This is a genomic window from Klebsiella sp. JN_Kp121, from assembly GCF_040062145.1.
In the GTDB taxonomy this organism is placed as follows: Bacteria; Pseudomonadota; Gammaproteobacteria; order Enterobacterales; family Enterobacteriaceae; genus Klebsiella; species Klebsiella aerogenes.
This window is the reverse complement of sequence record NZ_JBEAHX010000006.1, coordinates 117,174-142,875: the sequence shown is the minus strand read 5'-3', so window position 1 is coordinate 142,875 and position 25,702 is coordinate 117,174. Positions and strand designations below refer to the sequence as shown.

Here is a 25,702-nt window from a genome sequence, read left to right as displayed (position 1 = left end):
TCAGACGTTAGCCGCGTACCCAGCCTTTACGAATCGGCAGCGAGAAGCAGAGACGATACAGGCGCTGCAGCCGTTGGTAGAGACCATGACCGCCGCTCTGCCACAGCAGTTGCGCCCCAAGGCAGCCGCACATGCCGGCCAGCAGCCCGCCCAACATATCCAGCGGCCAGTGTACTCCCAGATAGACGCGCGACCATGCAATCGCCGAGGCGATGACCAGCAGCAGCGCGCCGGACCACACTCGGTGCCAGAATAAAAACGCCAGCGCGAAGGTAAAGATGACGGTGCCGTGATCGCTTGGGAACGAGTCATCCGCCGCATGATGCAGGAAGTTATAGCCGACGCCGTCAACAAACGGCCGGTCATGCGGAAACAGATGACCGATAACCCACGAAATAGACAGGCTCAGGGCCAGGGCCAGCATGACCTTGAATACCAGTTGACGTTGGTTTGGCCCCCACAGCCACAGCGCCACCACCAGCAGCGGCACAATGATAATTAAGTCTTTGGCAATAAACGTGGCGACCTCAATCGCCCACCACGAGGAGGCCGGGGTGGCGTTAATCAGGGCAAACAGCGCGTAGTTGATATTTTCCAGCATGCTTCCAGTCTCTGCTTACGATGGCAATAAGCCGCTCACCATATTGAAAGGTAACGATAAGGTAAAGCAGCATTGTCTTAATTATCAGTTTGTTACGAAATATACCCGTGAGATGCCCTTGCCGGTATTTCGCCATAGCAAGTATATCGGCTGTAATCTCATTGAAACATAAACGAAATATAAATATTCGTTTCATGCCGGAATGTGGGCTGGCGATATTTTTCATTGTCACTCACAATTCACTATCTCCACGGGTCGACTTTCATTAAACTTTGCGCGATTTTTTTTAATTAAGAGATTGCATGCAGAATTATTCGTTATCAGGTAAGCGCCTCGGTCGTCAGGCGTTACTGTTCCCGCTGTGCCTTGTGTTATATGAATTCTCCACCTATATCGGCAACGATATGATCCAACCGGGTATGCTCGCGGTGGTGCAGGAGTTTCAGGTCGGCAATGAGTGGGTCCCCACCTCTATGACCGCCTATCTGGCGGGGGGGATGTTTTTGCAGTGGCTGCTGGGGCCGCTGTCGGATCGTATTGGCCGCCGTCCGGTGATGCTGACCGGGGTGGTGTGGTTTATCGTCACCTGTCTGGCGACGCTGCTGGCGCAAACCATTGAGCAATTTACCCTGCTGCGTTTCCTGCAGGGCATCAGCCTGTGCTTTATCGGCGCGGTGGGCTATGCGGCTATCCAGGAGTCGTTTGAGGAGGCGGTGTGTATCAAAATCACCGCCCTGATGGCTAACGTCGCGCTGATTGCGCCACTGCTCGGGCCGCTGGTCGGCGCTGCCTGGGTGCATATGCTGCCGTGGGAGATGATGTTTGTGCTGTTCGCCGTGCTGGCGGCCATCTCCTTTGTGGGGCTGCAGCGGGCGATGCCGGAAACGGCGACGCGGATGGGGGAAAAACTGTCGGTAAAAGAGCTGGGCCGCGACTATCGTCTGGTGTTGAAAAACCTGCGCTTTGTCGCCGGCGCGCTGGCGACCGGTTTTGTTAGCCTGCCGCTGCTGGCGTGGATTGCGCAATCGCCGGTGATTATCATCAGCGGCGAGCAGGCCACCAGCTATGAGTACGGCATGCTGCAGGTGCCGATTTTCGGCGCGCTGATCGCCGGCAACCTGGTGCTGGCGCGTCTGACCTCGCGCCGCTCGGTACGTTCGCTGATTATTATGGGCGGCTGGCCGATTATGTTTGGCCTGCTCCTGTCGGCGGCGGCCACGGTGGTCTCGTCCCATGCTTATCTGTGGATGACCGCTGGTTTAAGCTTCTACGCTTTCGGGATTGGCCTGGCTAACGCCGGGCTGGTGCGCTTAACGTTGTTCGCCAGCGAAATGAGTAAAGGGACGGTTTCGGCGGCGATGGGTATGCTGCAGATGCTGATCTTTACCGTGGGCATTGAGCTTAGCAAGCATGCGTATGAGCTTGGCGGTAACGGCCTGTTCAGCCTGTTTAACTTGCTGGGCGGGGTGCTATGGCTGGGGCTGATTATTTACTTCCTGAAAGATAAAAGCGTCGGCAGTTCGCAGCAGGCGTGATACGTAGTAAACCCGGATGCCCAAAGGCATCCGGGTTCTCATCAGGCGAACGGCGCTTCGCGATTCAATACCTTATCAATAATATGCAATACGCCTTCTTCGTTATTATGCGGAGCATGATGACTGGCGACGGATTTGACCTCCGCTTTGGCATTCGCCATGGCGAAACCAAAACCGGCATGCTGCAGCATTTCAATATCATTGCCGCTATCGCCGAATGCCACCACCTCATGGTTATCGATGCCCCAGCGCTCCTGCAAAATGCGCAGGCCGTTGGCTTTATGCACGCCAGGGATGATTAAATCGATACTGCCGTAGCCGGTGGCGACGGCGGTAACCATATCGCCCAGCGCCGCGTGTAGCTTCGGCTGAATTTCCGGGATCAGATGATCCGGCACGTTCAGACCGAATTTGAGGATCGTGTCATCGAGATGGTTAAAATCATCCACCAGTTCGAGACGGTGATAGTACTTCGCCGCCACCGCTTTTAGCTCGTCGTTATAGCTATTGAGCGTATAGGCGCTGCGTTTGCCGCAGGCGATAATTTCGATATGCGGCAGCGTTTGCAGGTGGTCGACGACGGCGTTGAAATGCGTCGTCGGCAGCTGGCAGTTAAAGATATCCTCTTTACCGCTCACCACCCAACCGCCGTTTTCGGCGACGAAGGCGATTTCATCGACCAGCTCGGGGAAGAACGATATCAGCTGGTAATACTGGTTGCCGCTGGCGACCACGAAGCGAATGCCCTGTTCGCGCATGCGCTGATACTGCGCCAGAAAACGTGGGCGATTATAGGTCTTGGCATCGCTTAAAAAGGTGCCGTCCATGTCTACCGCAATCAGTTTGATGCTCATTAGCTATTCTCCATCACAGGTTCAGGCTGCGGTTTGGCTACCGCGCGGGCTACCAGCGCCGCCACCATGACCAGACCCAGTACTACCATCATGGCGCTACGCAGGCCAAAGTGTTCGCCAAGGAAGCCCAGCAGCGGCGGCCCGACGAGGAAAGCCAGATAGCCGGTAATCGCCACGACGCTCACGCGTTTCGGCGCATCCGGGCCGGTATCGCTGGCGGCGGAAATGGTAAGCGGGAAACCGAGAGACGCGCCGAGTCCCCACAGCAGTACAGATACCCCGGCAACCCAGGTGCTGTCGACAAAAATAATCAGCCCGATACCCAGCGCGCCCATTACCGCGCTGGCGCGTACGACGGTGACGCGACTGTAGCGGTCGATAAACCAGCCGCCGGTGAAGCGGCCGAGGGTCATGCCGAGGGTGAAACCGGCGTAAATCAACGAACCGGAAGTGGGGCTAAAGCCGTGGCCGTCGACCATCAGCAGCGGCAGCCAGTCGTTGGCGGAACCTTCGGCAAAGGCCATTGCCAGCACGATCACGCCGATCAGCAACAGCTGCACGTCGCGCCATACCGGCAGGCCTTTGGCTTCGCTGTGGGCGGATTCGGCGGCATTTTTGCCCGTGCCGTCGGGGATGGCGCGAATGGCGATAACGATGGGGGCAATCGCCACCAGCGCGGCGATCAGAATATGCGGCGCGGCGGGCAGGCCAAAACCGGTCACCGCCATACCGATGCCAGCGCCCACAAGGGTGCCGAAGCTGTAAAAACCGTGCATCATCGGCAGCACGGTTTTATTCATTTCCCGTTCAACGGCGGCGCCTTCGACGTTAATCGCCACTTCCGCCGAGCCGAAGCTGGCGCCAAAGATAGCCAGCCCAAAGGCGAACAGCGGCGCAGAGGCGAGCCACAGCGCCAGGCTTAACACCAGCATGCCCGCCACGGCGCACAACATAGTTGTGCGGATGACTTTACGGGTACCGAAGCGCTTCACCAGCCATGCTGAACAGAGAATACCGCTCATCGAACCAATCGACAGGCCAAATAGCACCATCCCCATCTCAGCAGTGGAAAGGGTTAGTAAATCGCGAATCGCGGGCGTACGGGTGGCCCAGGAGGCCATCAATAAGCCGGGAATAAAGAAGAACATAAATAGCGCCCACAGCCGAAGCTGGAGGGCTTTGCGAGAAGTTTGCGCCGTCATCCATAAACGCCCGAGAAAGAAGAGTTGCAGACAACAGTAGCAAGGTTGTGTACATTTGTACACATTCCGCTATCGCTTGACCTGCGTAGCGCACAGAGGGGAAAAACACACCGATGACCCGCAGACCGAACGATCCGCAGCGGCGCGAGCGCATCCTGCAGGCGACGCTGGATACCATCGCCGCGCACGGAATTCATGCGGTAACGCACCGTAAAATCGCCAGCTGCGCCGGGGTACCGCTGGGCTCGCTGACCTATTATTTTAGCGGTATTGAGGCGCTGATTGAGGAAGCGTTTCGTAACTTCACCGTCGAAATGTCGGCGCAGTATCAGCAATTTTTCGACGGCGTCGGCAGCTGCGAGCAGGCCTGCGACGCTATCGCCGAGCTTATCTTCAGCGCCCAGGTGACCACCGCACGCAATATGGAGTTAATGTACCAGCTGTACGCGTTTTGCAGCAGCCGACCAGCGCTGAAAACGGTCATGCAGAGCTGGATGCTGCGCAGCCAGCAGACGCTGGAGCAGTGGTTTGAACCGGCGACGGCGCGCGGGCTGGATGCGTTTATCGAGGGGATGACGCTGCACTTCGTCACCGATAGCGCGCCGCTGTCGAAAGCGGCGATTCGCCTGATGGTCGGGCGGCTGGCGGGGGAGAATAGCGCTAGCTAAGCGTCGCTCCGGCGGTGACGTTAACCACCGTGGCGGTCATCGCCGCCGCCGACGGTGAGGCGAGAAAGGTGATGACCCCGGCTATCTGCGCGAGCGTTGGTAACCGCTGCAGCATCGTGCCGTGCGCCGCACCCCCCAGCCACTGTTCGACGCTCAAGCCCAGCGCCTGTGCTTTAGGCGCAAACACCTCGGCAGTATAAGAACCCGCCAGCGCCGCATCCGCTATTGCGTGTGACCGTACGCCGAGCACGCGGATATTTTTCTCCCCCAGTTCGCTGGCCAATGCGTTGATAAAGGCTTCCATTGCGGCGCAGCCGACGATATGGCCGAGGTGTCCAGGGATGGCCATCGCCGCGGAAGGAGGGATAGTGGTAATAATGACGCCCTCGCGTTCGCCACCCATCCACGGCGCCACTGCCTTAGCAATAATAAATTGGGCATCGAGAAAGGGGACAAAACCCTGGTGATAATCGGCAAGGGATAATTGTGCCAGCGTTTTCCCCTGATTGTGAAGAAAGCCGGTGGCATTGACTACGATATCAATCCCGCCGGTTCGCCCGGCCAGGTTGGCCACCTGCGCGGTGGTTTGCCCGCCATCCAGCACATCCAGTTGCAGGGTCTCGACGCTCCCGCCTGCGGCGCGAATCTCAGCCGCCGCCTTTTCCAGCTTATCCGTCTGCCGGGCGGCCAGAAAGATCCGCGCGCCTTCTTTCGCCATGGCGAGCGCCGCCGCGCGGCCAATCGCGCCGCTGCCGCCGAAAATCACCACGGTCTTATCTTTAAGCAACATGAAGAACGCCTTATGTGGGAGTGGATCAGCAAAGTATGGGTGAAAAAATAGACTGTGCAAGGAGGGGGGAGTTACGTTTAGGGATTGATTTTCTTTATTAGGTGTTTGTTTAACTTGTTGATTTAATAAGGGAATGCTTTAATTATTACTGGCCAATAGACGCGCTTTTGATTAGCCTTGGGTTACCTGATGCAGGGATAAGAAAGAGCCAATGAAACCAAAAAGATTCTCTTCAAGCTATGTTTGTAAAAAGATCTGCATTCATGCAATCAATATGTTTGAAGCTGTCGGAACGGGCAGCTTCTCTATCGCCGCTGTGGTTTGTTTTATTGCTCTGGATGGCTGGTTATTCAAGCTGGGTGGTTTCGCCATCTGTTTTTCGCTGGTGTGCTTGATAAGCTTTATCGCCGATTATTTAAGAGGGGATATTTAAGTGGCATGTTGAGGACATATCAGTTATACAACATAGGGAGAACGTATCGTACTGATGAAAAAATTGCTTGTTAAATTAATTTGGGTAGAGTTTCTTTCTTAAGAATGTTATCGCTTTCCATGAAAGCGGATAAGGTGTAGCTAATAGTGCAAAGGCGCAGCAAACTGCAGTCACAGCAAAGTAAGCCAGCCCATAACCGGTATCATTAGTCAGCACCGCGTAGCTACAAAAGATAAGCAGGGCAATGATGATGATACAGGACATGTAAAAACGACGCCTTAGCTCCACCAACAAGACCTGCAGGCTTTGATCTTTACGTTGTGGACTCTCAAGTCCTTTTCGCAGCATATTGATCTCTTTGCTGGTAAAACCGTGCTTCTGAAGTGTTTGTTCCTGCTGTACATCAATCATGTTTTAACCTTCAACCGAAACACCTCTTAATCGTTGCGGACAATAATATCAATAATTATTACAGGATGATAGGCTCTGCAGTTCCAGTAACAATATTACCGGAACTGATAATATACGTCGTGCAAATGACAAATGTAACAGAGTTCTCACCCCCTAAGCTAAAGTCTGGAGTGCTATGTTAGATAGTCATAGGCTTTTTCATGCTCCCGGATAATGAATTTTTTAAGTCTGAGAGTATATATTAACGTCAATATTAAGCTGGTTATGAACCATATGCAGCCAACGGTAATGATCGAGATGAGAAAGGTGATGACAGGTTTATTGTGAGTGGTATCTTTAATGGATTTCATTATGTTCTCTTTGTCATCTGTATTGGTGAAGGATTCACAAATAAATCTCCCTAGTTGTGGTGTTATTATTTTGTCATTTGCCAGTTGCTTGGCCTCGCCAGAGAGACAGCTTTTTTCTGTGAGATGCCATGAGGGATGGAATGCGTGTTCTGATGCTTCTTTTTCCGAGATTAAAAACCATTCATCCGTTTCTTTAAGAATTAAAGATGTCCAGCCCGGACGTACTTGTAATAGCTTTACGCCATAATATGAACTGGTTGCTAAGCTGCCAAAAAGAAATAATAAGACGATGGAAAACAATATCACATTTGCGCGAGTCAGCCTGGGTATCTCTTTTGTCGATATTTTGATCATGAAAAAGCGAATTCGCCATGTGCTTAATTTGGCTTTTTTATATATATCATCGATGTCATCTAAAGGTTTGTTTAAGTAATTTAAGATGGCTTTTATGATGGGCAGGGCGGTGATAACTGTCCCTATCATTTCTTTGCTGAATATATTAATAAGACTTTGCGTTAACATCTGAATTCCTTATCAGTAGAAGTAAAGTATCAACACTACGTTTTACATAGCAGGTTAAGTACGTCAATTCAATAGCAGTAACTATCAGGCGTTAAGGAAGCGCTTTTCTGCGAGGCGAAAGCAAGGCCAGAGACTGCTGTTAAGAGTGGGGCGGTTTTCACGGGAAGGTCATCGCCATTCAGGAACGAGTTGTCTGCAAAGAGGTTGATTCTAAGGAACTAAATTTCAGGCAACAAAAAACCCATCAACCTTGAACCTAAACGGCGGGGTTGATGGGCTCCACAAAATGGGGACATCAAAGAAAAGCAGTGGCACTAGTTATGACTGACATCCTGGGAAAAAGTTCTGTTCATCACCGATTTTTTTGCGAAAAAGTTAAAAATTTTCGGCCGGGGCTAGCCAAGGCCCGGCCAGATGATGACGATCAGCGTACCGGCAAGGGTGAGCAGCACGTTGGCGATAGCGTAAGTGCCAGCATAGCCGAGTGCGGGAATGTTGCTGCGCGCGGTATCGCTGATAATTTCCATCGCCGGGGCGCAGGTGCGCGCGCCCATCATCGCGCCGAACAGCATCGCGCGGTTCATGCGTAGCACATAGGCGCCGAACAGGAAGCAGATCACCACCGGCACCAGGCTGACGATAAGACCGGCGGCCAGCATTTGCCCGCCAATGGCGCCCAGACCGTTATTAATACCCGCGCCGGCGCTCAGGCCGACCCCGGCCATAAACACCATCAGACCGAACTCCTTAACCATGTTCAATGCGCCCTGCGGGATATAGCCGAAGGTCGGATGGTTGGCACGCAGGAAGCCAAGCATAATGCCGGCGAACAGCAGGCCGGCGGCGTTACCGATGCCGAAGCTGAACGAGCTGAACTGGAAGGTGATCATGCCGATCATCAGGCCGACGATAAAGAAGGCGCAGAAAGCCAGCAGGTCGGTCACCTGGCTGTGAATCGAAATAAAGCCGATGCGGTCAGCGACGGTTTTTACGCGGCGGGCGTCGCCGCTCACCTGCAGCACGTCGCCTTTATTGAGCACCACGTTATCGTCGATTGGCATCTCAATCTGGCTGCGGATCACCCGGTTTAAGAAACAGCCGTGATCGGTCAGCTTCAGCTGCGCCAGGCGGCGGCCGACGGCGTTATGATTCTTAACCACAATCTCTTCGGTGACGATACGCATATCGAGCAGGTCGCGGTCAAACACCTCTTTACCGTTACGGAAGCTTGGGTCGAGGCGGGCATGGGCGTCCGGGTAGCCAACCAGCGCGATATCGTCGCCCATCTGCAGTACCGCGTCGCCATCCGGGTTCGCCAGGATACCGTTACGACGAATACGCTCGATATAGCAGCCGGTCTGGCGGTAAATCCCCAGCTCACGAAGATTTTTGCCGTCCGCCCACGCGACCAATTCCGGGCCGACGCGGTAGGCGCGGATAACCGGCAGATAGACTTTACGCTTGGAGTCGGTATCCAGACCGCGCTCGCGGGCGATCTGCTGGGCGCTAGTCTGCAGATCCTGATGCTGCAGCTTCGGCATATAGCGCGCGCCGACGATCAGGCTCACCAGGCCAACCAGGTAGGTCAGGGCGTAACCGAGGCTCAGGTGGTCAAGCGACTGCGCCAGCTGATCGCTGGGCAGGCCAAAGTGGCGTAGGGTATCGCCAGCGCCCACCAGCACCGGGGTGGAGGTCATAGCGCCCGCCAGCATCCCGGCGGTCAGGCCGATGTCCCAGCCAAACAATTTGCCCAGCCCCATAGCGATTAACATCGCGCTGGCCACCATCACCAGCGCCAGCATCAGATAGTTTTTGCCGTCGCGGAAAAAAATCGAAAAAAAGTTGGGGCCCGCTTCGACGCCGACGCAGAAAATAAACAGCATAAAGCCAAGATTTAGCGCATCTGTGTTAATGGCGAAGTGCTGCTGACCTAATAATAAAGAAACCACTAAAACGCCAATGGAATTACCAAGTTGTACTGACCCGAGGCGAAGTTTCCCCAGGCAAAGACCCAGTGCGAGTACAACAAACAATAACAGGATGTAATTCCCGTTTAACAAATCTGCGACGTTTATATTCACGAAAGCCAACTTCTCGTTTACTAGTAAGTTGTTGAAGGAAATGGTTTTTTGGTCTAAGGTTGCTCAAGCGTTCGCACTATGCCGAACGTTATTCTGGCATCCCGTTAATACCGATAAAACAGTGCCGCTAGTTTAATCTTTCCTGGTTGCTGCGGCTAGTCACAATCGTTTTACTCTGACGGGAGCGTTATAAGCATGGACTGCCAGAATGCTATTTCTGACTGGATGAAGTGAAAGATAGTTAGAGGCGAAATCAGGAGGATATCGTGAAATCTGAGCGCGCGTGGGCCGGTATAATTTGTGGGTTCTTTCTGTTTATTGTGGTCTGTTTATCGCTGTTGCTGCATATGAAAGGGGCTTTTCGGCAAACGGGCAACCCCGAGCTTGGACTGCTGTTCTTTGTGCTACCTGGCGCCGTGGCGAGCTGTTTATCCCCCGGAAGGCGCGTCATACGTCCGCTGATTGGCGCCATGCTGGCGGCACCGGTTTGTCTGGTGGTGATGCGGATGTTCTTTATTACTCATCGATCGTTTTGGCAGGAACTGGCGTGGCTTTTTAGCGCGGTCTTCTGGTGCGCGCTCGGGGCGCTATGCTTTTTATTTATTTGCGTCTGGCTGGACGCCAGACGCAGGCACTCAACGGAAGAGTGAAGTCTCTCAGGCAAACAGGCCGAGATTTTCCTTCGCCCAGGCTTCGAAATCCGTGCAGCCGCCGATGTGTTTCTGATCGACGAAAATCTGCGGTACGGTTTCTACCGGCTTACCGACGGTTTTTTCCAGATCGGCTTTGCTGATGCCTTCCGCGTGGATATCAATGTAGCGATAGCTGAAGTCATCGCGCTCGGTGCTCAGTTTCTCAGCCAGTTCTTTAGCGCGAACGCAGTACGGGCAACCTGGGCGACCAAAAATAACGGTAAACATGCTTCTCTCCTTAAATCTCAGCCGGATGGCGAATGTGGCTATGATGCCGCGTTCCGTTAGCAAGGGGAAGAAGGTTTTACCTTTTATAGCGATGGTTGCGGGTTATGCTTGATCAATATCATCTGCTGCAAGACCCTATACAGATGCGCCAGCGATGCGCTGTGCGCGGCATGAGTATATTGAGGAGCGTTATGCGATCGCCTGCCGCATTACCCAAAAGTATTCTGATTGTTGAGCTCGTCGGCATGGCGCTGCTGACGTTGGCCTGGCTGTCATTAAACCAGTATGTTCAACTGCCTGCGCCATTTGCCAGCCCGACGGCGGCGCTCATCATGATCTTTGCCGGGATCCTGCTGATGATCCCGGCGGCGATAGCCTTAATGTGGCGAATAGCGAAAATTGTCGCGCCGCAGTTGACCGATAATAAGACCTCATCTTCTACCCCGTCCGAACGAGAAAAACACCATGACGCCGACCATTGATCTGCTGCGTAACCACCGTTCCATCCGCCATTTTACCGACGCGCCGATTAGCGACCAACAGCGTGAGGCGATCATTGCCGGGGCGCAAGGGGCTTCCAGCTCCAGCTTTTTACAATGTACCTCGATTATTCGCATTACCGACCCGCAGATGCGTGAGCAGCTGGTTGAGTTGACCGGCGGCCAGCAGCACGTGGCGCAGGCAGCGGAGTTTTGGGTATTCTGCGCCGATTTCAACCGCCACCTGCAAATTTGCCCGCAAGCGCAGTTGGGACTGGCTGAACAGCTGCTGCTGGGCGTCGTCGACACCGCGCTAATGGCGCAGAATGCCTTAATCGCCGCGGAATCCCTGGGATTAGGCGGCGTCTATATTGGCGGCCTGCGTAATAACATTGACGCGGTAACCGAGCTGCTGCAGCTGCCGAAACACGTGTTGCCGCTGTTTGGCCTGTGCCTTGGCTGGCCTGCTGACGACCCGCAGGTTAAGCCGCGTATCCCGCCTGCGATGCTGGTGCATGAGAATCACTACCAACCGCTTGATCAACAGGTGCTGGCGCAGTATGACGAACAGCTGGCGGACTATTATCTGACGCGCGGCAGCAATACCCGCCGCGATACCTGGAGCGATCATATCCGCCGCACCATCATCAAAGAGAGCCGGCCGTTTATTCTCGATTATTTGCATAAACAGGGCTGGGCAACGCGCTGATTCCCTATACACTTCAACCTGCAAACGCAGAGTGCTGGCCGCCAGTTATTTTCTAAGAGGTGTTGGGTGAAAATCGCTATATTATCCCGGGATGGAACGCTTTATTCTTGCCGCCGCTTGCGTGAAGCCGCGCAAAAACGCGGGCATCAGGTCGAGATCCTCGATCCGCTCTCCTGCTATATGAGCGTCAGCCCGGTTGCCTCCTCGATTCACTACAAAGGGCGACAGTTGCCCCATTTTGATGCAGTCATTCCGCGTATTGGCACGGCGATCACCTATTACGGCACCGCCGCGCTGCGGCAGTTCGAACTGCTGGGCAGCTATCCGCTAAACGAGTCGGTGGCGATTACCCGCGCCCGCGATAAACTGCGCTCGCTGCAGTTGCTGGCGCGTCAGGGAATCGATCTACCGGTCACCGGTATTGCTCACTCGCCGGACGACACCAGCGATCTGATCGCCATGGTCGGCGGCGCGCCGCTGGTGGTGAAGTTAGTGGAGGGGACGCAGGGGATTGGCGTGGTGCTGGCGGAAACGCGACAGGCGGCGGAAAGCGTGATTGACGCCTTCCGGGGCCTCAATGCGCACATTCTGGTGCAAGAATATATCGCTGAGGCAAAAGGGTGCGATATCCGCTGCCTGGTGGTTGGCGATGAGGTGGTGGCGGCGATTGAACGGCGGGCGAAGGAGGGCGATTTTCGCTCTAACCTGCACCGCGGCGGCGTCGCCACTACGGCCACGCTTAGCGATCAGGAGCGGGAGATGGCGATTAAAGCGGCGCAAACGCTGGGTCTGGACGTGGCAGGCGTGGATATTCTGCGCGCCCACCGCGGCCCGCTGGTGATGGAAGTTAACGCCTCGCCGGGGCTGGAAGGGATTGAAACCACCACTCACGTCGATATTGCCGGGCGAATGATCGCGTGGATCGAGCGCCAGGCCACGCCTGGATATTGTCTAAAAATGGGAGGGTAGCGTCACTTCGTTATCCTTTCATGGAATGCGACGCATTTTTTGCGTAAGCTATGCGTCGTTTTTTATCCAGCAAGAGGTCACAGGCACTATGGATTCACTGGTCGTTCCGGGTCTTGATACGTTACGTCATTGGCTCGACGAGTTAGGCATCAGTTTTTTTGAGTGCGACTCCTGCCAGGCGTTGCACCTGCCGCATATGCAGAATTTCGACGGTATTTTCGATGCCAAAATCGACCTGCTGGACAACGTGGTGCTGTTTTCGGCTCTGGCGGAAGTGAAGCCCTCTGCGCTGCTGCCGCTGTCGGCGGATCTGTCAGCGATTAACGCCAGTTCGCTGACCGTAAAAGCGTTCCTTGATATTCAGGATGATAACCTGCCGAAGCTGGTGGTCTGCCAGGCGCTGCCCGTTGGCGCGGGCGTCACTCTCGAACAGTTTGCCTGGTTCTTCCGCCAGAGCGAAGAGCAGGTCTCGATGGTCATTCTGGAAGCCGGCGCCAATCAACTGCTGTATAAAGCGGAAGAGCAGGAAGAAGAGGCCGCAGCCGAAGAAGTGCAATACCATTTTCTGCACTAATTAATAAAAGCAGCCGCTGCGATGGCGGTTGCTTATTTATTCTGTCTCAAACCCGTCTTTAAAGAATTATTCACTGCTGTTTTAGCGCTTCGCTTTTATCTCGTAGACCTTTATTGGCTGGAAATATGATCCAGGGCGTTTTTTTGCCTGGGCTATATCCTCTTATTCTGGCTACAGTTATTCTGGCGAGGCGTCCTTTTGCGGGCAGCCAATCAGGGAGAGGTGTCCTCTCCTTATCTCAGGCAATGAAAAATATGCATGATTCTTGCATGCGTTCAGGTTCGTCTATTGCGTCCGTGAATTAACGGGCCTTGAGAAGGAAACAGAGATATGACCGCCTTGGGTAAAAAATGGTTAACAGGTGTGATTACGGGTGCGCTGATGGCCGTTTCTGCCGGCTCGCTCGCAGCGGAACAAAAAACGCTGCACGTTTATAACTGGTCTGATTATATTGCGCCGGACACGGTTGCCAATTTTGAAAAAGAGACCGGTATTAAAGTGGTGTATGACGTATTTGATTCCAACGAGGTGCTGGAAGGTAAATTAATGGCCGGCAGCACCGGGTTCGATCTGGTGGTGCCGTCGGCAAGCTTCCTTGAACGCCAGCTGGCGGCCGGGGTATTCCAACCGCTGGATAAAAGCAAACTGCCGAACTGGAAAAACCTCGACCCGAAAGTTTTACAACTGGTGGCGCGTCACGATCCCGATAATAAATATGCTATGCCATACATGTGGGCGACCACCGGCATCGGCTATAACGTCGATAAAGTGAAAGCGGCGCTGGGTAAAGACGTACCGTTGAACAGCTGGGATCTGGTGCTTAAGCCGGAAAACCTTGAGAAGCTGAAAAGCTGCGGCGTCTCCTTCCTTGATGCCCCCGAAGAGATTTTCTCGACGGTGCTGAACTATCTCGGCAAAGATCCAAACAGCACCAAAGCCGATGATTACACCGGACCGGCAACCGATCTGCTGCTGAAGCTGCGGCCCAATATCCGTTACTTCCACTCTTCGCAATATATCAATGACCTGGCAAACGGTGATATTTGCGTCGCTATCGGCTGGGCGGGCGATGTCTGGCAGGCGGCGAATCGCGCGAAAGAGGCGAAGAATGGCGTCAATATCTCCTACTTTATTCCGAAAGAGGGGGCGCTGGCCTTCTTTGATGTCTTCGCCATGCCGGCGGATGCCAAAAATAAAGACGAAGCCTATCAGTTCCTGAACTATCTGCTGCGCCCGGAGGTCATCGCCCATATCAGCGATCACGTCTACTACGCTAACGCTAACAAAGAGGCGACGCCGCTGGTCAGTGCCGACATCCGCAACAATCCGGCGATTTACCCGCCAGAGGATGTCTTCGCCAAGCTGTTCACCCTCAAGGTGCAGGATCCGAAGATTGACCGCGTGCGCACCCGCGCGTGGACCAAAGTGAAAAGCGGAAAATAACGCCGTCAGGCCCGGTACGCCGGGCCTGTAAAGGTCTGACCTGCTGTTCGCTGGCGGACATAGAACTGAAGAATGTATGGCAACCGGGCCATACGGTGATTGTATTTGCCGGAGAGCACCCGAGTGAATGACGCAATGCCCCGCCCACAGGCGAAAGCCCCCAAAGCGCTGACCCCGCTGCTGGAAATCCGTAATTTAACCAAATCCTTCGATGGGCAACACGCCGTCGATGATGTCAACCTCACTATTTATAAAGGCGAAATCTTTGCCTTACTGGGCGCGTCCGGCTGCGGGAAATCGACGCTGCTACGTATGCTGGCAGGTTTTGAGTTGCCCACCGCCGGGCAGATTGTGCTGGATGGCGTCGACCTGGCGCGCGTGCCGCCGTATCAGCGGCCGATCAATATGATGTTCCAGTCTTACGCGCTATTTCCCCACATGACGGTGGAGCAAAATATCGCCTTTGGTCTTAAGCAGGACAAGCTGCCAAAGGCGGAGATTAACGCCCGCGTCCAGGAGATGCTGGCGTTGGTGCATATGCAGGAGTTCGCCAAACGCAAGCCGCACCAGCTTTCCGGCGGCCAACGTCAGCGCGTGGCGCTGGCGCGAAGCCTGGCGAAGCGGCCGAAACTGCTGCTGCTTGATGAACCGATGGGCGCATTGGATAAAAAACTACGCGACCGGATGCAGCTTGAGGTAGTGGATATTCTTGAGCGCGTCGGCGTCACCTGCGTGATGGTCACCCATGACCAGGAAGAGGCGATGACCATGGCGGGCCGTATCGCCATCATGAACCGCGGTAAGTTCGTGCAGATCGGCGAGCCGGAGGAGATCTATGAACATCCGACGACCCGCTATAGCGCCGAGTTTATCGGCTCGGTAAACGTCTTCGAAGGGCTGGTCAAAGAGCGGCTGGAAGATGGCCTGGTACTGAATGCGCCGGGGCTGGTGCATCCGCTGAAAGTCGATCCGGATGCCTCGGTGGTGGATAACGTGCCGGTCTGGGTGGCGCTGCGTCCGGAGAAAATCATGCTCTGTGACGAACCACCGGCAGACGGCTTTAACTTTGCGGTAGGCGAGGTTATCCATATCGCTTATCTCGGCGATCTGTCTATCTATCATGTCCGTCTGAAAAGCGGGCAGATGATCAGCGCGCAGCTGCAAAATGAGCATCGCCATCGGAAAGGAATGCCGACCTGGGGTGATGAGGTTCGCTTGTGCTGGGATGCCGATAGCTGCGTTGTTCTGACGGTGTAAGGAGAGGGCGATGAGCACATTAGAACCTCCAGCCGGCAGCAAAAAGCCCGGCGGTTTTGCCCTGTGGCTGGCGCGCCAGCAGATGGCCCATGGGCGTAAGCTGGTGATTGCGCTGCCGTATCTGTGGTTAATCCTGCTGTTTTTACTGCCATTCCTGATCGTTTTTAAAATCAGTCTGGCCGAAATGGCGCGGGCGATCCCGCCCTATACCGAGTTACTGTCGTGGGCCGACGGTCAACTGACGTTGACGCTCAACCTCGGCAACTTCCTGCAGTTGACCGACGATCCGCTGTACTTTGAGGCTTATCTGCAGTCGTTGCAGGTGGCGGCAATTTCCACCTTTTGCTGTCTGCTATTGGGCTATCCGCTGGCGTGGGCGGTGGCGCATAGCAAGCCGTCGACGCGCAATATCCTGCTGCTGTTGGTGATATTACCTTCGTGGACTTCGTTCCTCATTCGCGTTTACGCCTGGATGGGGCTGCTGAAAAGCAACGGGGTGCTCAATAACTTCCTGTTGTGGCTCGGAGTTATCGATCAACCGCTGGAGATTTTGCATACCAATCTGGCGGTGTACATCGGTATCGTTTACGCCTACCTGCCGTTCATGGTGCTGCCGATTTATACCGCGCTGACGCGTATCGACTATTCGCTGGTGGAAGCGTCGCTGGATCTCGGCGCCAGGCCGTTAAAGACCTTCTTCCAGGTGATTGTTCCGTTAACGAAAGGCGGCATTATCGCCGGCTCGATGCTGGTGTTTATTCCGGCGGTGGGCGAGTTCGTCATCCCGGAACTGCTCGGCGGCCCCGACAGCATTATGATTGGCCGCGTGCTGTGGCAGGAGTTCTTTAATAACCGCGACTGGCCGGTAGCATCGGCGGTGGCGATTGTGATGTTGCTGTTGCTGATCGTGCCGATCATGTGGTTCCACAAGCATCAGCAAAAACAGATGGGGGATCATGGATGAATGACTTACCGGTAGTACGTTCGCCATGGCGGATTCTGATCCTCGTGCTCGGTTTTACCTTCCTGTATGCGCCGATGCTGATGCTGGTTATCTATTCATTTAACAGTTCGAAGCTGGTGACGGTATGGGCGGGGTGGTCGACGCGCTGGTATAGCGAGCTGTTTCATGATGACGCGATGATGAGCGCGGTGGGGTTAAGCCTGACCATTGCCGCCTGCGCGGCGACGGCGGCGGCGATCCTTGGCACGATTGCCGCGGTGGTGCTGGTGCGTTTTGGCCGTTTTCGCGGTTCCAACGGTTTTGCTTTTATGATCACCGCGCCGCTGGTGATGCCCGATGTGATTACCGGGCTGTCGCTGCTGCTGCTGTTTGTCGCGCTGGGGCATTCCATCGGCTGGCCATCGGATCGTGGCATGTTGACGATATGGCTGGCGCATGTCACCTTCTGTACCGCCTACGTGGCGGTGGTGATCTCTTCACGTCTGCGCGAGCTGGACAGGTCAATCGAAGAGGCGGCGATGGATCTTGGCGCCGCGCCGCTGAAGGTGTTTTTCGTGATAACCTTGCCGATGATTATGCCCGCGGTCATTTCCGGATGGTTGCTGGCGTTTACCTTGTCGCTTGATGACCTGGTGATTGCCAGCTTCGTTTCCGGACCAGGGGCGACGACGCTGCCGATGCTGGTCTTCTCCAGCGTGCGGATGGGCGTTAACCCGGAAATTAACGCCCTGGCGACCTTAATCCTCGGTGTGGTGGGAATTGTCGGTTTTATCGCCTGGTATTTAATGGCTCGCGCAGAAAAGCAGCGAGTGCGTGATATCCAGCGTGCAAGAAGGGGCTGAACCCCCTATACCCGTCATACTTCAAGCTGCATGTGCGTTGGCCGCGTTTGTTCACCCCAGTCACTTACTAGAGTAAGCTCCTGGGGATTCACTCACTTGCCGCCTTCCTGCAACTCGAATTATTTAGGGTATAATCTCTGCAATAGAGTTAACATTGGCGCCGCACTCGTGGCGCCGTTTTCATGGATGACTTTACGTTGGGATTGTTTACAAAAACTCGATCGTCTCATGCTCGTCTTAACGTCCCTGCGCTGGTACAGGTGGCGGCCTTTGCTATTATCTTAATTCGCGGTCTTGACCTGTTAATGATCCTCAATCAGCTTGGCGTGCAGGGGATTGCCGATTTTGTCCATCGTAGCGTGCAAACCTGGGCCCTGACGTTGGTGTTTCTGGCGAGCCTGGCGCTGGTGTTTATCGAGATCTGGTGCGCCTTTTCGCTGGTGAAAGGCCGCAACTGGGCGCGCTGGCTCTACCTGCTGACGCAAATTATCGTCATCTCTTATCTGTGGGCGGCCTCGATTGGCTACGGCTATCCAGAACTGTTCAGCGTGGCCGGGGAGTCAAAGCGGGAAATTCTCCATGCGCTGTTTCTGCAGAAGCTGCCGGATCTGCTGGTGCTGGCGCTATTGTTTATCCCTGCGTCGTGCCGACGGTTTTTCCGCTTGCAATAACGGTGATACAATCCCCGCCCCGGTTTTCTTGAAGGTCTTCTTATGCATTGCGCACTTTACGACGCGGGCCGCTGCCGTTCTTGTCAGTGGCTGGAATTGCCATTGACGCAACAGCTCGCCGATAAAATGGCTAACCTGCGCGAACTGCTGGCGGGTCATCCAGCGGCGACATGGCTTGCTCCGGTTTCAGGTCCGGAGACGGCGTTTCGCAACAAAGCGAAAATGGTCGTAAGCGGTAGCGTAGAGCGCCCGCTGCTAGGCATGCTGCATCGTGATGGCACGCCGGAAGATCTCACCGATTGTCCGCTGTATCCGCCGAGTTTTGAACCGGTTTTCGCCGCGCTGAAGCCGTTTATCGCCCGCGCCGGACTCACCCCCTATAACGTTGCCCGCAAGCGCGGCGAACTGAAGTATTTGCTGCTGACAGAAAGCCAGCACGGCGGCATGATGTTGCGTTTCGTTCTGCGCTCTGCGGCAAAGCTTGAACAGTTGCGCGCCGCGCTGCCGTGGTTACAGCAGCAGTTGCCGCAGCTAAAGGTGATTACCGCCAATATTCAGCCCGTGCATATGGCTATCATGGAAGGGGAGCAGGAGATTTTCCTCAGCGATCAACAGGCGCTGGCGGAGAACTTTAACGGCGTACCGCTGTGGATCCGCCCGCAAAGCTTTTTCCAGACCAACCCGACGGTGGCGAGCCAGCTCTATGCTACCGCCCGCGACTGGGTACGCGCGCTGCCGGTCAACCACATGTGGGATCTGTTTTGCGGCGTCGGCGGTTTCGGCCTGCACTGCGCAACCCCGCAGATGCGCCTTACCGGTATCGAAATCGCCCCGGAAGCCATCGCCTGCGCGAAGCAATCCGCGGCCCAATTGGGATTAACCAATCTTCATTTTCAGGCGCTGGATTCCACGCAATTCGCGACGCATGAAGACGATATTCCACAGCTTGTGCTGGTCAACCCGCCGCGGCGCGGCATCGGCGCCGAACTGTGCGATTATCTAAGCCGCATGGCGCCGCCGTATATCATTTATTCGAGCTGTAACGCCCGGACGATGGCCGCAGATATTGATCGTCTGCAGGGCTATCGCCTTGAGCGAGTGCAGTTGTTCGATATGTTTCCACATACCGCGCATTATGAAGTGCTGACGCTGCTGGTTCGTGAAGTTTAAACAAAATGTGAACTCTTTAAGCGGCTGAAATCGGGTAAGCTTTATGAAACGAGCGTGAAATTCGTGGAGCGAATCTGATGAGTAAAAAAATCCTGCTGGTGGAAGATGATGATGATATTGCGGCTTTGTTGCGCCTGAATCTGCAGGATGAAGGGTACCAAATCGAGCACGAGGCGGACGGCGCGCAGGCGCTGCGCCAGCTGGATAACGGCGTCTGGGATGCGGTGATTCTTGACCTGATGTTGCCCAACGTCGACGGGCTGGAGATTTGCCGTCGCATCCGTCAGCAAACGCGCTATCTACCGGTGATTATTATTAGCGCCCGTTCCAGCGAAACCCAGCGCGTGCAGGGGCTGGAAATGGGGGCCGATGATTATCTGGCGAAACCTTTTTCTCTGCTGGAGCTGATTGCCCGGGTGAAGGCGGTTTTCCGCCGTCAGGAAGCGATGGGACAAAATCTCTTGATGGATGCCGGACGTATCGCCTGCCACGGCCTGAATATCGACCCGCTGTCCCGGGAGGTCAGGCTGCGCGGTGAACTGGTTGACCTCACGCCGCGCGAATTCGATCTGCTCTATTACTTTGCCCGCCATCCCGGTGAAGTTTTTTCGCGTCTGGCGCTGCTGGATAGCGTCTGGGGCTATCAGCATGAAGGCTACGAACATACGGTCAACACGCATATTAATCGTCTGCGTACGAAAATAGAGCGCGACCCGGCAGAGCCGGACATTATTCTTACCGTCTGGGGGAAGGGGTATAAATTTGCGCCCTATAGCGCCGGGGCGCAGTCATGATCCGCCGACTCAGCCTCAGCCAGCGGTTATCGTTGGTGTTTATCGCCTTGCTGCTGCTGTGTGCGCTGTCCGTTTGTCTACTCCAGCTCTATAGCAGCGCGCAGTACGGTAACGTCATGGTACAACGGCTTTCAGCCGGTCTGGCGCAGCAGATCGCCGCCCGCGAGCCGCTGCTCAACGCGCGCGGCGAGGTCGATCGCGCGGCGTTGAAACCACTATTCGACCGTCTGATGGTGTTTAACCCAAGCGTCGAGCTGTACCTCGTTTCGCCGGATGGCGAGCTGCTGGCGGATGCCGCGCCGCCGGGGCACATTAAACGCCAGCGCATTGCCATGGCGCCGGTGCAGGCGTTTCTCTCCGGCGGCGCGTGGCCAATTTATGGTGACGATCCGCGCAGCATGGACCAGCAAAAAGTGTTTAGCGCCGCGCCGCTGCGCCTTGACGGCCAGCTACGTGGCTATCTCTACATTATCCTGCAGGGCGAAACTTTTAATGAACTGGCACAAAACGCCTGGCAGAAGACGCTGTGGAGCCTGCTGCTATGGACCCTGCTGCTGGTGGCGCTGTTTGGCCTGTTGGCCGGCGGCCTGGCGTGGTATTGGGTAACACGCCCGGTACGCCAGCTGACGGCGCAGGTGGCAGCCGGAGACAGCGACAGCATTCGAGCAATCAAAGCGCTGGCGGCGCAGGCGCCGGACCCGCATCCCGGAAATGAAGTGGCGCTGCTGCATAACCGCTTTATCGAACTGGCGCAGCAGATCGCCGGGCAATGGGATCGGCTGGCTGATAGCGATCGTCAGCGCCGGGAATTTATTGCCAATATTTCGCATGACCTGCGCACGCCGCTCACTTCGCTGCTGGGATATCTGGAGACGTTATCGCTAAAGGATGATCGCCTGACGGCGCAGGAGCGTAAGCAGTATCTGAATATCGCGCTACGCCAGGGAAATAAAGTTCGTCATCTGTCGCAGCAGCTATTTGAGCTGGCACGCCTTGAACATGGCGGTATTAAGCCGCAGCCGGAAAAGTTTATCCTTGCCGAGCTGATTCAGGACGTGGCGCAAAAATTCGATCTGGCGATTGCCACCCGCGAAATCCGTCTGCGCCTGGAATTGGCGTCAGGCTTGCCTTTGGTTGAGGCAGACCTCTCGATGATGGAGCGGGTATTAACCAATCTGCTGGATAACGCCATTCGCCATACTCCGCACGGGGGCGAAATTCGTCTCTCCTCGCGCCAGCAGGGGGCACAGGTGGTGGTCGAGGTGGCCGATAGCGGCCCGGGCGTCGCCGGTGAGTTACGGGCCAATCTGTTTGAGCGGCCATCGGTACTGGAACCGGGGCAGCAGAGCGCCTCACGGGGCGGGCTGGGGTTGATGATTGTTCGCCGGATGCTGCAACTGCACGGGGGGGAAATTCGCCTGCTGGAAGTACCGGCAGGGGCCTGTTTCCAGTTTACCCTGCCGCTGTGAGGGGGGGCGTTACCGATAGACCCGGCTCAGGCGGCTGCGCCGTAAGCCGGGAAGCGTAGATCTTACTCCGGGAACCACTGGTTGCTAATTTTCTGGTAGGTTCCGTCAGCTTTAATCGCTTTCAGCGCTGCGTTCAGTTTTTCCAGCAGCGCTTTATTATCCGGGCGCACCGCAATGCCGAGGCCGGTACCGAAATACTGCGGATCGGTCACTTTCGGCGTCGCCGCGCCTAACTGCGGGTTGGTCTTCAGCCATTCGTTGACCACCGCGGTATCGCCGAAGACGCCGTCGATACGGCCGTTTTTCAGGTCGATAATGGCATTCTGGTAGCTATCGTAAGCGACGGTTTTGACTTCCGGGTGCTTATCCTGCAGGTATTTCTGGTGCGTGGTGCCGTTTTCCATGCCGATACGCTTACCTTTCAGGTCATCAAAAGAGTGGTACGCGTCTTTTTTGGCGATTACCAGCGCCGAGTTGGCGTAGTACGGGTCAGTAAACGCGACCTGTTTGCTACGCTCAGGCGTGATGTCCATGCCGGAGATCACCGCATCATACTTTTTAAATTTTAGCGCCGGGATCAGGCTGTCGAAAGCGTGGTTGGTAAAAGTACAGTCAGCCTGCATTTGCTTACACAGCGCTTTGGCCAGATCGAGATCGAAACCGACAATCTGGTTATTCGCATCCATGGATTCAAATGGCGGATAGGTCGCGGAAACGCCAAAGCTGATTTTTTCCGCGGCAGCGGCGCCAAAGGCGAAAGAGCTAAGCAGTGCGGCCAGAACTAACTTTTTCATAGTGGGACTCCCGTCGGTCAATCTTATGATGTTGTGCCGGTTTACGGCTGAAGTTCACAATGCCACTAAATGAATTTATATGCAATAAAGTTGTATGTTTATTTTATTGGTTATAAAAAAAACGGGTAAGCATTAGCACTTACCCGTTTCATATATTACTGTTTATGCATTTCGTGATGTTAGTTACGGCGCTCGAAGGCCAGCGCTTTTCTTTCCACCAGACGCATCAGCAGCGTCAGCAGGCCGTTCACCACCAGATAAATGATACCGGCTGCGCCGAAGACCATCACGTCATAGGTGCGCCCGTATAGCAGCTGGCCATGACCCATCACTTCCATCAGCGTGATGGTGTAAGCCAGCGAGGTGCTTTTAAAGACCAACACCACTTCGTTAGAGTACGAGGAGAGGGCGCGTTTAAAAGCATACGGTAGCAGAATCGCCAGCGTATCCTTCTTGCTCATCCCCAGCGCGCTGCAGGACTGCCACTGGCCGTCCGGAATGGCGCGGATGGCGCCATAGAACAGCTGGGTGGTATAAGCCGCGCTGTTTAACGACAAAGCGATCAGCGCGCACAGCCAGGGCTCAGAGATCAGATGCCACAGCACCGGGTAATTCTGTAATGACGGGAACTGTCCTGGTCCATAGTAGATCAGGAAGATCTGCACCAGCAGCGGTGTCCCGGTAAACAGGGTGATATAGCCGCGGACGATCCACACCACCACCGGCGTTTTTAACGTCAGCACAATGGTAAAGATCAGCGCCAGGATCAGCGCCACGACGATCGATGCCGCCGTCAGCGTCAGGCTGGTATGCAGCCCTTTCAGCAGTTCGGGTAAGTAATCGAGCATCAACCTGGTCTCCGTTCGAAGCGCGTCGCACGCTGATCAATACGTTTGAGAATGTATTGACTCAACAGGGTGATGACGAGATAAATAGCTGCCGCAATGATGTACCAGTTAAACGGCTCCTGAGTACGGGTAGCAATACTTTTGGTTTGCAGCATCAGATCGTTGACGCTGATAAGGCTGACCAGCGCGGTATCTTTCAGCAGCACCAGCCACTGGTTGCCCAGGCCCGGCAGGGCATGGCGCCACATCTGCGGCATCACCAGGCGGAAGAATATCGCCGCCTTCGACAAACCCAGCGCTTGTCCGGACTCCCACTGCCCCTGCGGCACCGCTTTCAAGGCGCCGCGCAGGGTCTGCGAGGCATAGGCGGCATACAGTAGGGAAAGCGCAATGGCGCCGCAGAGGAACGGGCTGACGTCGAAATTCTCAATTTGCATCTGTACCGGAATCTGCACAAACCCAAGATTAAGAGTAAAACCGTCAGACAGCGTCAGCAGCAGCTGTGAGGAACCAAAGTAGATAAACAGCACCACCAGGATTTCCGGTAGGCCGCGTAAAATCGTCACGATGCCGGTCGCCAACCATGCCACAGGGCGCCATTTCACCGACTCCAGCACGGCGAAAAGCATCGCCAGCACCAGGCCGATGACCAGCGCGCAAACGGCAAGGCCGACGGTCATCCCGGCGGCGCTTGCTAATGGAAAAAATTCGTTCATTCAGCGTTACTTCTGGAACCATTTGCTATAGATGGTCTGGTACGTCCCATCTTTCTTCACTTTTTCCAGCGCAGCGTTAAATTTCTGCTGCAGCTCGGTATTGCCCTGACGAACCGCAATGCCGAGACCGGTACCGAAGTAGTCTTTATCCGTCACTTTATCACCCACCGGCGCCAGCTTCGGATTGCTCTTCAGCCATTCGGTCACTACCGCCGTGTCGCCGAAGACGGCGTCAATGCGGCCGTTTTGCAGATCCAGTTTAGCATTCTGGTAGCTGTCATAAGGAACGGTGGTGATTTCCGGATGCTTATCAGTGATGAATTTCTGATGGGTAGTACCGTTCTGCACGCCAACTTTCTTGCCTTTCAACTGGTCAATGCCGGTGAACTTGCCCTGCTGGCCGACAAACAGCGCCGAGTTTTCATAATACGGGGTGCTGAACAGCACCTGTTTTTCACGCTCAGGGGTGATATCCATACCGGCCATGACGGCGTCGAAGCGGCGGAATTTCAGTCCTGGGATCAGGCTATCGAAAGCCTGGTTAGTAAAGGTGCAGGTCGCGTCCATCTCTTTACACAGCGCGTTAGCCAGATCGACGTCAAAGCCGACGATTTTGTTGTTGGCGTCTACCAGCTCAAACGGAGGGTAGGAGGCCTCGGTGGCGAAACGGATAGTCTGGGCTGCGGTAGCGGAAAGGCTCATGCCCGCGAGCAGAGCGGCAATCAGTACTTTTTTCATCGTTATTTCCCCGAAAACATCAATGTGAAAGATAGTTTTTAAAGGCGTCGGTTTGCGGATGCGCGAAGCAGTTAGCATCCCCTTGCTCAACGATATGCCCGTTTTCCATATACACCACGCGGCTGGCGGTTTTACGCGCCACTTCCACTTCGTGGGTAACGATAACCTGGGTGATTCCGGTTTCCGCCAGTTCGCGAATGATGCTGACGATCTGGGCGGTGATTTCCGGATCCAACGCGGCGGTGGGTTCATCAAACAGCAGCACCTGTGGCTCCATCATCAGCGCGCGGGCAATCGCTACGCGCTGCTGTTGACCGCCTGACAGATGCAGCGGATAGCGGTCGCTGTAAGGTTTAAGGCGTAAACGCTCAAGTAGTTTTTCGGCGCGCGCCAGCGCCTGATCTTTGGTTAAGCCCAGCACGCGGCACGGGGCTTCGATCAGGTTTTGCACCACGGTCAGGTGTGGCCACAGGTTGTACTGCTGGAAGACCATCCCGACATTCTGGCGCAGCTCGCGAATAGCTTTGTCAGACGGCGCTTTGGTGAAGTCGAATTGATTACCGGCGATGTTTAAGGTACCGGAACGCGGCATCTCCAGCAGGTTGAGTACGCGAAGCAGCGAGCTTTTACCGGCGCCGCTTGGGCCGAGGAGCACCAGCGTTTCCCCCTGCGGGCAATCCAGCGTGATGTCGAACAGCGCCTGGTGCGCGCCGTAGAAGCAATTAATGCCGTTTAGTTTAATACTCATCTGGGCAGTCTGATACAAATAGCTATTGAGGCCGCAAATAGTACCTTTGACAGAATAGTTATGCAATATTTATGCGTTAAAAGTTAAATGTAAACCACATTTATCACTAAAGTTAGCACAAAATATGGGTTCGTGTGGTAGGGGGGAACA

The 25,702-nt window shown here is 55.0% G+C and carries 29 protein-coding genes; 16 read left to right on the top strand and 13 right to left on the bottom strand.

Annotated features, from left to right (window positions below; translation table 11 throughout):
• Positions 1-7 precede the first annotated feature (7 nt).
• The gene (gene ybjG, locus ABLU86_RS10915; RefSeq protein ID WP_042895371.1) at positions 8-601 is read right to left on the bottom strand and encodes an undecaprenyl-diphosphate phosphatase; all 594 of its coding nucleotides are present in this window, start codon (positions 599-601) and stop codon (positions 8-10) included.
• A gap of 302 nt (positions 602-903) precedes the next feature.
• Between ybjG and kdeA the strand changes: the two genes are divergently transcribed.
• Entirely contained in the window at positions 904-2,136 is a 1,233-nt protein-coding gene (kdeA, locus tag ABLU86_RS10910) for a multidrug efflux MFS transporter KdeA (protein ID WP_015367543.1), read from the top strand.
• A gap of 41 nt (positions 2,137-2,177) precedes the next feature.
• Here the strand turns inward: kdeA and ABLU86_RS10905 are convergent, their stop codons facing one another.
• Positions 2,178-2,990 carry a Cof-type HAD-IIB family hydrolase gene (locus tag ABLU86_RS10905; RefSeq protein ID WP_042895373.1) on the bottom strand — a complete coding sequence of 271 codons (813 nt, stop codon included), beginning with the start codon at positions 2,988-2,990 and terminating at the stop codon, positions 2,178-2,180.
• The gene (locus ABLU86_RS10900; protein WP_015704846.1) at positions 2,990-4,192 is read right to left on the bottom strand and encodes an MFS transporter; all 1,203 of its coding nucleotides are present in this window, start codon (positions 4,190-4,192) and stop codon (positions 2,990-2,992) included. Before ABLU86_RS10900 ends, ABLU86_RS10905 begins: the two co-directional genes overlap by 1 nt.
• 113 nt (positions 4,193-4,305) lie before the next feature.
• Between ABLU86_RS10900 and ABLU86_RS10895 the strand changes: the two genes are divergently transcribed.
• A complete protein-coding gene (locus tag ABLU86_RS10895) occupies positions 4,306-4,860 on the top strand; it encodes a TetR family transcriptional regulator (protein ID WP_047064272.1) in 555 nt (184 codons plus the stop codon).
• On the opposite strand, the gene ABLU86_RS10890 is transcribed toward ABLU86_RS10895, so the two are convergent.
• Complete coding sequence (locus ABLU86_RS10890) at positions 4,853-5,650, bottom strand: SDR family oxidoreductase (RefSeq protein WP_020079286.1); 798 nt, start codon at positions 5,648-5,650, stop codon at positions 4,853-4,855. The genes ABLU86_RS10895 and ABLU86_RS10890 overlap by 8 nt on opposite strands.
• A gap of 211 nt (positions 5,651-5,861) precedes the next feature.
• On the opposite strand from ABLU86_RS10890, the gene ABLU86_RS10885 reads away from it, so the two are divergent.
• Positions 5,862-6,083, top strand: coding sequence for a hypothetical protein (locus ABLU86_RS10885; protein WP_020079285.1), 222 nt, complete (start codon positions 5,862-5,864; stop codon positions 6,081-6,083).
• 75 nt (positions 6,084-6,158) lie between these two features.
• On the opposite strand, the gene ABLU86_RS10880 is transcribed toward ABLU86_RS10885, so the two are convergent.
• From ABLU86_RS10880 to ABLU86_RS10870, 3 genes are all read right to left on the bottom strand, one after another.
• Complete coding sequence (locus ABLU86_RS10880) at positions 6,159-6,494, bottom strand: hypothetical protein (protein WP_348796120.1); 336 nt, start codon at positions 6,492-6,494, stop codon at positions 6,159-6,161.
• Positions 6,495-6,667: 173 nt separating this feature from the next.
• Positions 6,668-7,366, bottom strand: a complete 699-nt coding sequence (locus tag ABLU86_RS10875; protein ID WP_015367536.1) for a DUF6216 family protein — start codon at positions 7,364-7,366, stop codon at positions 6,668-6,670.
• Between the two features lie 395 nt (positions 7,367-7,761).
• Positions 7,762-9,447, bottom strand: coding sequence for an aspartate:alanine antiporter (locus tag ABLU86_RS10870; RefSeq protein ID WP_015704851.1), 1,686 nt, complete (start codon positions 9,445-9,447; stop codon positions 7,762-7,764).
• A gap of 266 nt (positions 9,448-9,713) precedes the next feature.
• Between ABLU86_RS10870 and ABLU86_RS10865 the strand changes: the two genes are divergently transcribed.
• Positions 9,714-10,097 carry an inner membrane protein YbjM gene (locus tag ABLU86_RS10865; RefSeq protein WP_015367534.1) on the top strand — a complete coding sequence of 128 codons (384 nt, stop codon included), beginning with the start codon at positions 9,714-9,716 and terminating at the stop codon, positions 10,095-10,097.
• Positions 10,098-10,103: 6 nt separating this feature from the next.
• On the opposite strand, the gene ABLU86_RS10860 is transcribed toward ABLU86_RS10865, so the two are convergent.
• Positions 10,104-10,367, bottom strand: a complete 264-nt coding sequence (locus ABLU86_RS10860) for a GrxA family glutaredoxin (protein WP_015367533.1) — start codon at positions 10,365-10,367, stop codon at positions 10,104-10,106.
• Between the two features lie 191 nt (positions 10,368-10,558).
• Here ABLU86_RS10860 and ABLU86_RS10855 point away from each other — a divergent pair, with 191 nt between their 5' ends.
• The 12 genes from ABLU86_RS10855 (at position 10,559) to ABLU86_RS10800 (ending at position 21,708) form a co-directional block, all read left to right on the top strand.
• Positions 10,559-10,849 carry a YbjC family protein gene (locus ABLU86_RS10855; RefSeq protein WP_015367531.1) on the top strand — a complete coding sequence of 97 codons (291 nt, stop codon included), beginning with the start codon at positions 10,559-10,561 and terminating at the stop codon, positions 10,847-10,849.
• Positions 10,833-11,555 carry a nitroreductase NfsA gene (nfsA, locus tag ABLU86_RS10850; RefSeq protein WP_015704853.1) on the top strand — a complete coding sequence of 241 codons (723 nt, stop codon included), beginning with the start codon at positions 10,833-10,835 and terminating at the stop codon, positions 11,553-11,555. The genes ABLU86_RS10855 and nfsA overlap by 17 nt, the downstream gene beginning before the upstream one ends.
• A gap of 66 nt (positions 11,556-11,621) precedes the next feature.
• Positions 11,622-12,524, top strand: a complete 903-nt coding sequence (gene rimK / locus ABLU86_RS10845) for a 30S ribosomal protein S6--L-glutamate ligase (RefSeq protein WP_015367529.1) — start codon at positions 11,622-11,624, stop codon at positions 12,522-12,524.
• 88 nt (positions 12,525-12,612) lie between these two features.
• On the top strand, positions 12,613-13,098 hold the full coding sequence (locus ABLU86_RS10840; RefSeq protein WP_015367528.1) for a YbjN domain-containing protein: 486 nt from the start codon (positions 12,613-12,615) through the stop codon (positions 13,096-13,098).
• 330 nt (positions 13,099-13,428) lie between these two features.
• Positions 13,429-14,541: a spermidine/putrescine ABC transporter substrate-binding protein PotF gene (gene potF, locus ABLU86_RS10835; RefSeq protein WP_015367527.1), complete on the top strand. Its 1,113-nt coding sequence runs from the start codon at positions 13,429-13,431 to the stop codon at positions 14,539-14,541.
• Between the two features lie 123 nt (positions 14,542-14,664).
• Complete coding sequence (gene potG / locus ABLU86_RS10830; RefSeq protein WP_015367526.1) at positions 14,665-15,798, top strand: putrescine ABC transporter ATP-binding subunit PotG; 1,134 nt, start codon at positions 14,665-14,667, stop codon at positions 15,796-15,798.
• 10 nt (positions 15,799-15,808) lie between these two features.
• Positions 15,809-16,762 carry a putrescine ABC transporter permease PotH gene (gene potH, locus ABLU86_RS10825; RefSeq protein ID WP_348796119.1) on the top strand — a complete coding sequence of 318 codons (954 nt, stop codon included), beginning with the start codon at positions 15,809-15,811 and terminating at the stop codon, positions 16,760-16,762.
• Entirely contained in the window at positions 16,759-17,604 is an 846-nt protein-coding gene (potI, locus tag ABLU86_RS10820) for a putrescine ABC transporter permease PotI (RefSeq protein ID WP_015367524.1), read from the top strand. Before potH ends, potI begins: the two co-directional genes overlap by 4 nt.
• Positions 17,605-17,786: 182 nt before the next feature.
• Positions 17,787-18,275 (top strand): YbjO family protein, encoded by a 489-nt coding sequence (locus ABLU86_RS10815; protein ID WP_015704855.1) that lies wholly within the window; start codon positions 17,787-17,789, stop codon positions 18,273-18,275.
• A gap of 42 nt (positions 18,276-18,317) precedes the next feature.
• Complete coding sequence (gene rlmC / locus ABLU86_RS10810) at positions 18,318-19,445, top strand: 23S rRNA (uracil(747)-C(5))-methyltransferase RlmC (RefSeq protein ID WP_015704856.1); 1,128 nt, start codon at positions 18,318-18,320, stop codon at positions 19,443-19,445.
• Positions 19,446-19,522: 77 nt separating this feature from the next.
• On the top strand, positions 19,523-20,239 hold the full coding sequence (locus ABLU86_RS10805; RefSeq protein ID WP_045386679.1) for a response regulator transcription factor: 717 nt from the start codon (positions 19,523-19,525) through the stop codon (positions 20,237-20,239).
• Positions 20,236-21,708, top strand: coding sequence for a sensor histidine kinase (locus ABLU86_RS10800; protein ID WP_015704858.1), 1,473 nt, complete (start codon positions 20,236-20,238; stop codon positions 21,706-21,708). Before ABLU86_RS10805 ends, ABLU86_RS10800 begins: the two co-directional genes overlap by 4 nt.
• A gap of 62 nt (positions 21,709-21,770) precedes the next feature.
• Here ABLU86_RS10800 and artJ read toward each other — a convergent pair whose 3' ends face one another.
• From artJ to artP, 5 genes are all read right to left on the bottom strand, one after another.
• Positions 21,771-22,502, bottom strand: a complete 732-nt coding sequence (gene artJ, locus ABLU86_RS10795) for an arginine ABC transporter substrate-binding protein ArtJ (RefSeq protein ID WP_015367519.1) — start codon at positions 22,500-22,502, stop codon at positions 21,771-21,773.
• Between the two features lie 179 nt (positions 22,503-22,681).
• On the bottom strand, positions 22,682-23,350 hold the full coding sequence (artM, locus tag ABLU86_RS10790) for an arginine ABC transporter permease ArtM (RefSeq protein WP_015704859.1): 669 nt from the start codon (positions 23,348-23,350) through the stop codon (positions 22,682-22,684).
• A complete protein-coding gene (gene artQ / locus ABLU86_RS10785; protein WP_015367517.1) occupies positions 23,350-24,066 on the bottom strand; it encodes an arginine ABC transporter permease ArtQ in 717 nt (238 codons plus the stop codon). The genes artM and artQ overlap by 1 nt, the downstream gene beginning before the upstream one ends.
• A 6-nt stretch (positions 24,067-24,072) precedes the next feature.
• Positions 24,073-24,804, bottom strand: a complete 732-nt coding sequence (gene artI, locus ABLU86_RS10780; RefSeq protein WP_015367516.1) for an arginine ABC transporter substrate-binding protein ArtI — start codon at positions 24,802-24,804, stop codon at positions 24,073-24,075.
• 19 nt (positions 24,805-24,823) lie between these two features.
• Positions 24,824-25,552, bottom strand: coding sequence for an arginine ABC transporter ATP-binding protein ArtP (gene artP, locus ABLU86_RS10775; RefSeq protein ID WP_015367515.1), 729 nt, complete (start codon positions 25,550-25,552; stop codon positions 24,824-24,826).
• Positions 25,553-25,702 lie beyond the last annotated feature (150 nt).

Bases quoted from the DNA above. Each gene is read 5' to 3' on its own strand.
- ybjG (WP_042895371.1), bottom strand. From the start codon at position 601: ATGCTGGAAAATATCAACTACGCGCTGTTTGCCCTGATTAACGCCACC.
- kdeA (WP_015367543.1), top strand. From the start codon at position 904: ATGCAGAATTATTCGTTATCAGGTAAGCGCCTCGGTCGTCAGGCGTTA.
- ABLU86_RS10905 (WP_042895373.1), bottom strand. From the start codon at position 2,990: ATGAGCATCAAACTGATTGCGGTAGACATGGACGGCACCTTTTTAAGC.
- ABLU86_RS10900 (WP_015704846.1), bottom strand. From the start codon at position 4,192: ATGACGGCGCAAACTTCTCGCAAAGCCCTCCAGCTTCGGCTGTGGGCG.
- ABLU86_RS10895 (WP_047064272.1), top strand. From the start codon at position 4,306: ATGACCCGCAGACCGAACGATCCGCAGCGGCGCGAGCGCATCCTGCAG.
- ABLU86_RS10890 (WP_020079286.1), bottom strand. From the start codon at position 5,650: ATGTTGCTTAAAGATAAGACCGTGGTGATTTTCGGCGGCAGCGGCGCG.
- ABLU86_RS10885 (WP_020079285.1), top strand. From the start codon at position 5,862: ATGAAACCAAAAAGATTCTCTTCAAGCTATGTTTGTAAAAAGATCTGC.
- ABLU86_RS10880 (WP_348796120.1), bottom strand. From the start codon at position 6,494: ATGATTGATGTACAGCAGGAACAAACACTTCAGAAGCACGGTTTTACC.
- ABLU86_RS10875 (WP_015367536.1), bottom strand. From the start codon at position 7,366: ATGTTAACGCAAAGTCTTATTAATATATTCAGCAAAGAAATGATAGGG.
- ABLU86_RS10860 (WP_015367533.1), bottom strand. From the start codon at position 10,367: ATGTTTACCGTTATTTTTGGTCGCCCAGGTTGCCCGTACTGCGTTCGC.
- ABLU86_RS10855 (WP_015367531.1), top strand. From the start codon at position 10,559: ATGCGATCGCCTGCCGCATTACCCAAAAGTATTCTGATTGTTGAGCTC.
- nfsA (WP_015704853.1), top strand. From the start codon at position 10,833: ATGACGCCGACCATTGATCTGCTGCGTAACCACCGTTCCATCCGCCAT.
- ABLU86_RS10840 (WP_015367528.1), top strand. From the start codon at position 12,613: ATGGATTCACTGGTCGTTCCGGGTCTTGATACGTTACGTCATTGGCTC.
- potF (WP_015367527.1), top strand. From the start codon at position 13,429: ATGACCGCCTTGGGTAAAAAATGGTTAACAGGTGTGATTACGGGTGCG.
- potH (WP_348796119.1), top strand. From the start codon at position 15,809: ATGAGCACATTAGAACCTCCAGCCGGCAGCAAAAAGCCCGGCGGTTTT.
- potI (WP_015367524.1), top strand. From the start codon at position 16,759: ATGAATGACTTACCGGTAGTACGTTCGCCATGGCGGATTCTGATCCTC.
- ABLU86_RS10815 (WP_015704855.1), top strand. From the start codon at position 17,787: ATGGATGACTTTACGTTGGGATTGTTTACAAAAACTCGATCGTCTCAT.
- rlmC (WP_015704856.1), top strand. From the start codon at position 18,318: ATGCATTGCGCACTTTACGACGCGGGCCGCTGCCGTTCTTGTCAGTGG.
- ABLU86_RS10805 (WP_045386679.1), top strand. From the start codon at position 19,523: ATGAGTAAAAAAATCCTGCTGGTGGAAGATGATGATGATATTGCGGCT.
- ABLU86_RS10800 (WP_015704858.1), top strand. From the start codon at position 20,236: ATGATCCGCCGACTCAGCCTCAGCCAGCGGTTATCGTTGGTGTTTATC.
- artJ (WP_015367519.1), bottom strand. From the start codon at position 22,502: ATGAAAAAGTTAGTTCTGGCCGCACTGCTTAGCTCTTTCGCCTTTGGC.
- artM (WP_015704859.1), bottom strand. From the start codon at position 23,350: ATGCTCGATTACTTACCCGAACTGCTGAAAGGGCTGCATACCAGCCTG.
- artQ (WP_015367517.1), bottom strand. From the start codon at position 24,066: ATGAACGAATTTTTTCCATTAGCAAGCGCCGCCGGGATGACCGTCGGC.
- artI (WP_015367516.1), bottom strand. From the start codon at position 24,804: ATGAAAAAAGTACTGATTGCCGCTCTGCTCGCGGGCATGAGCCTTTCC.
- artP (WP_015367515.1), bottom strand. From the start codon at position 25,552: ATGAGTATTAAACTAAACGGCATTAATTGCTTCTACGGCGCGCACCAG.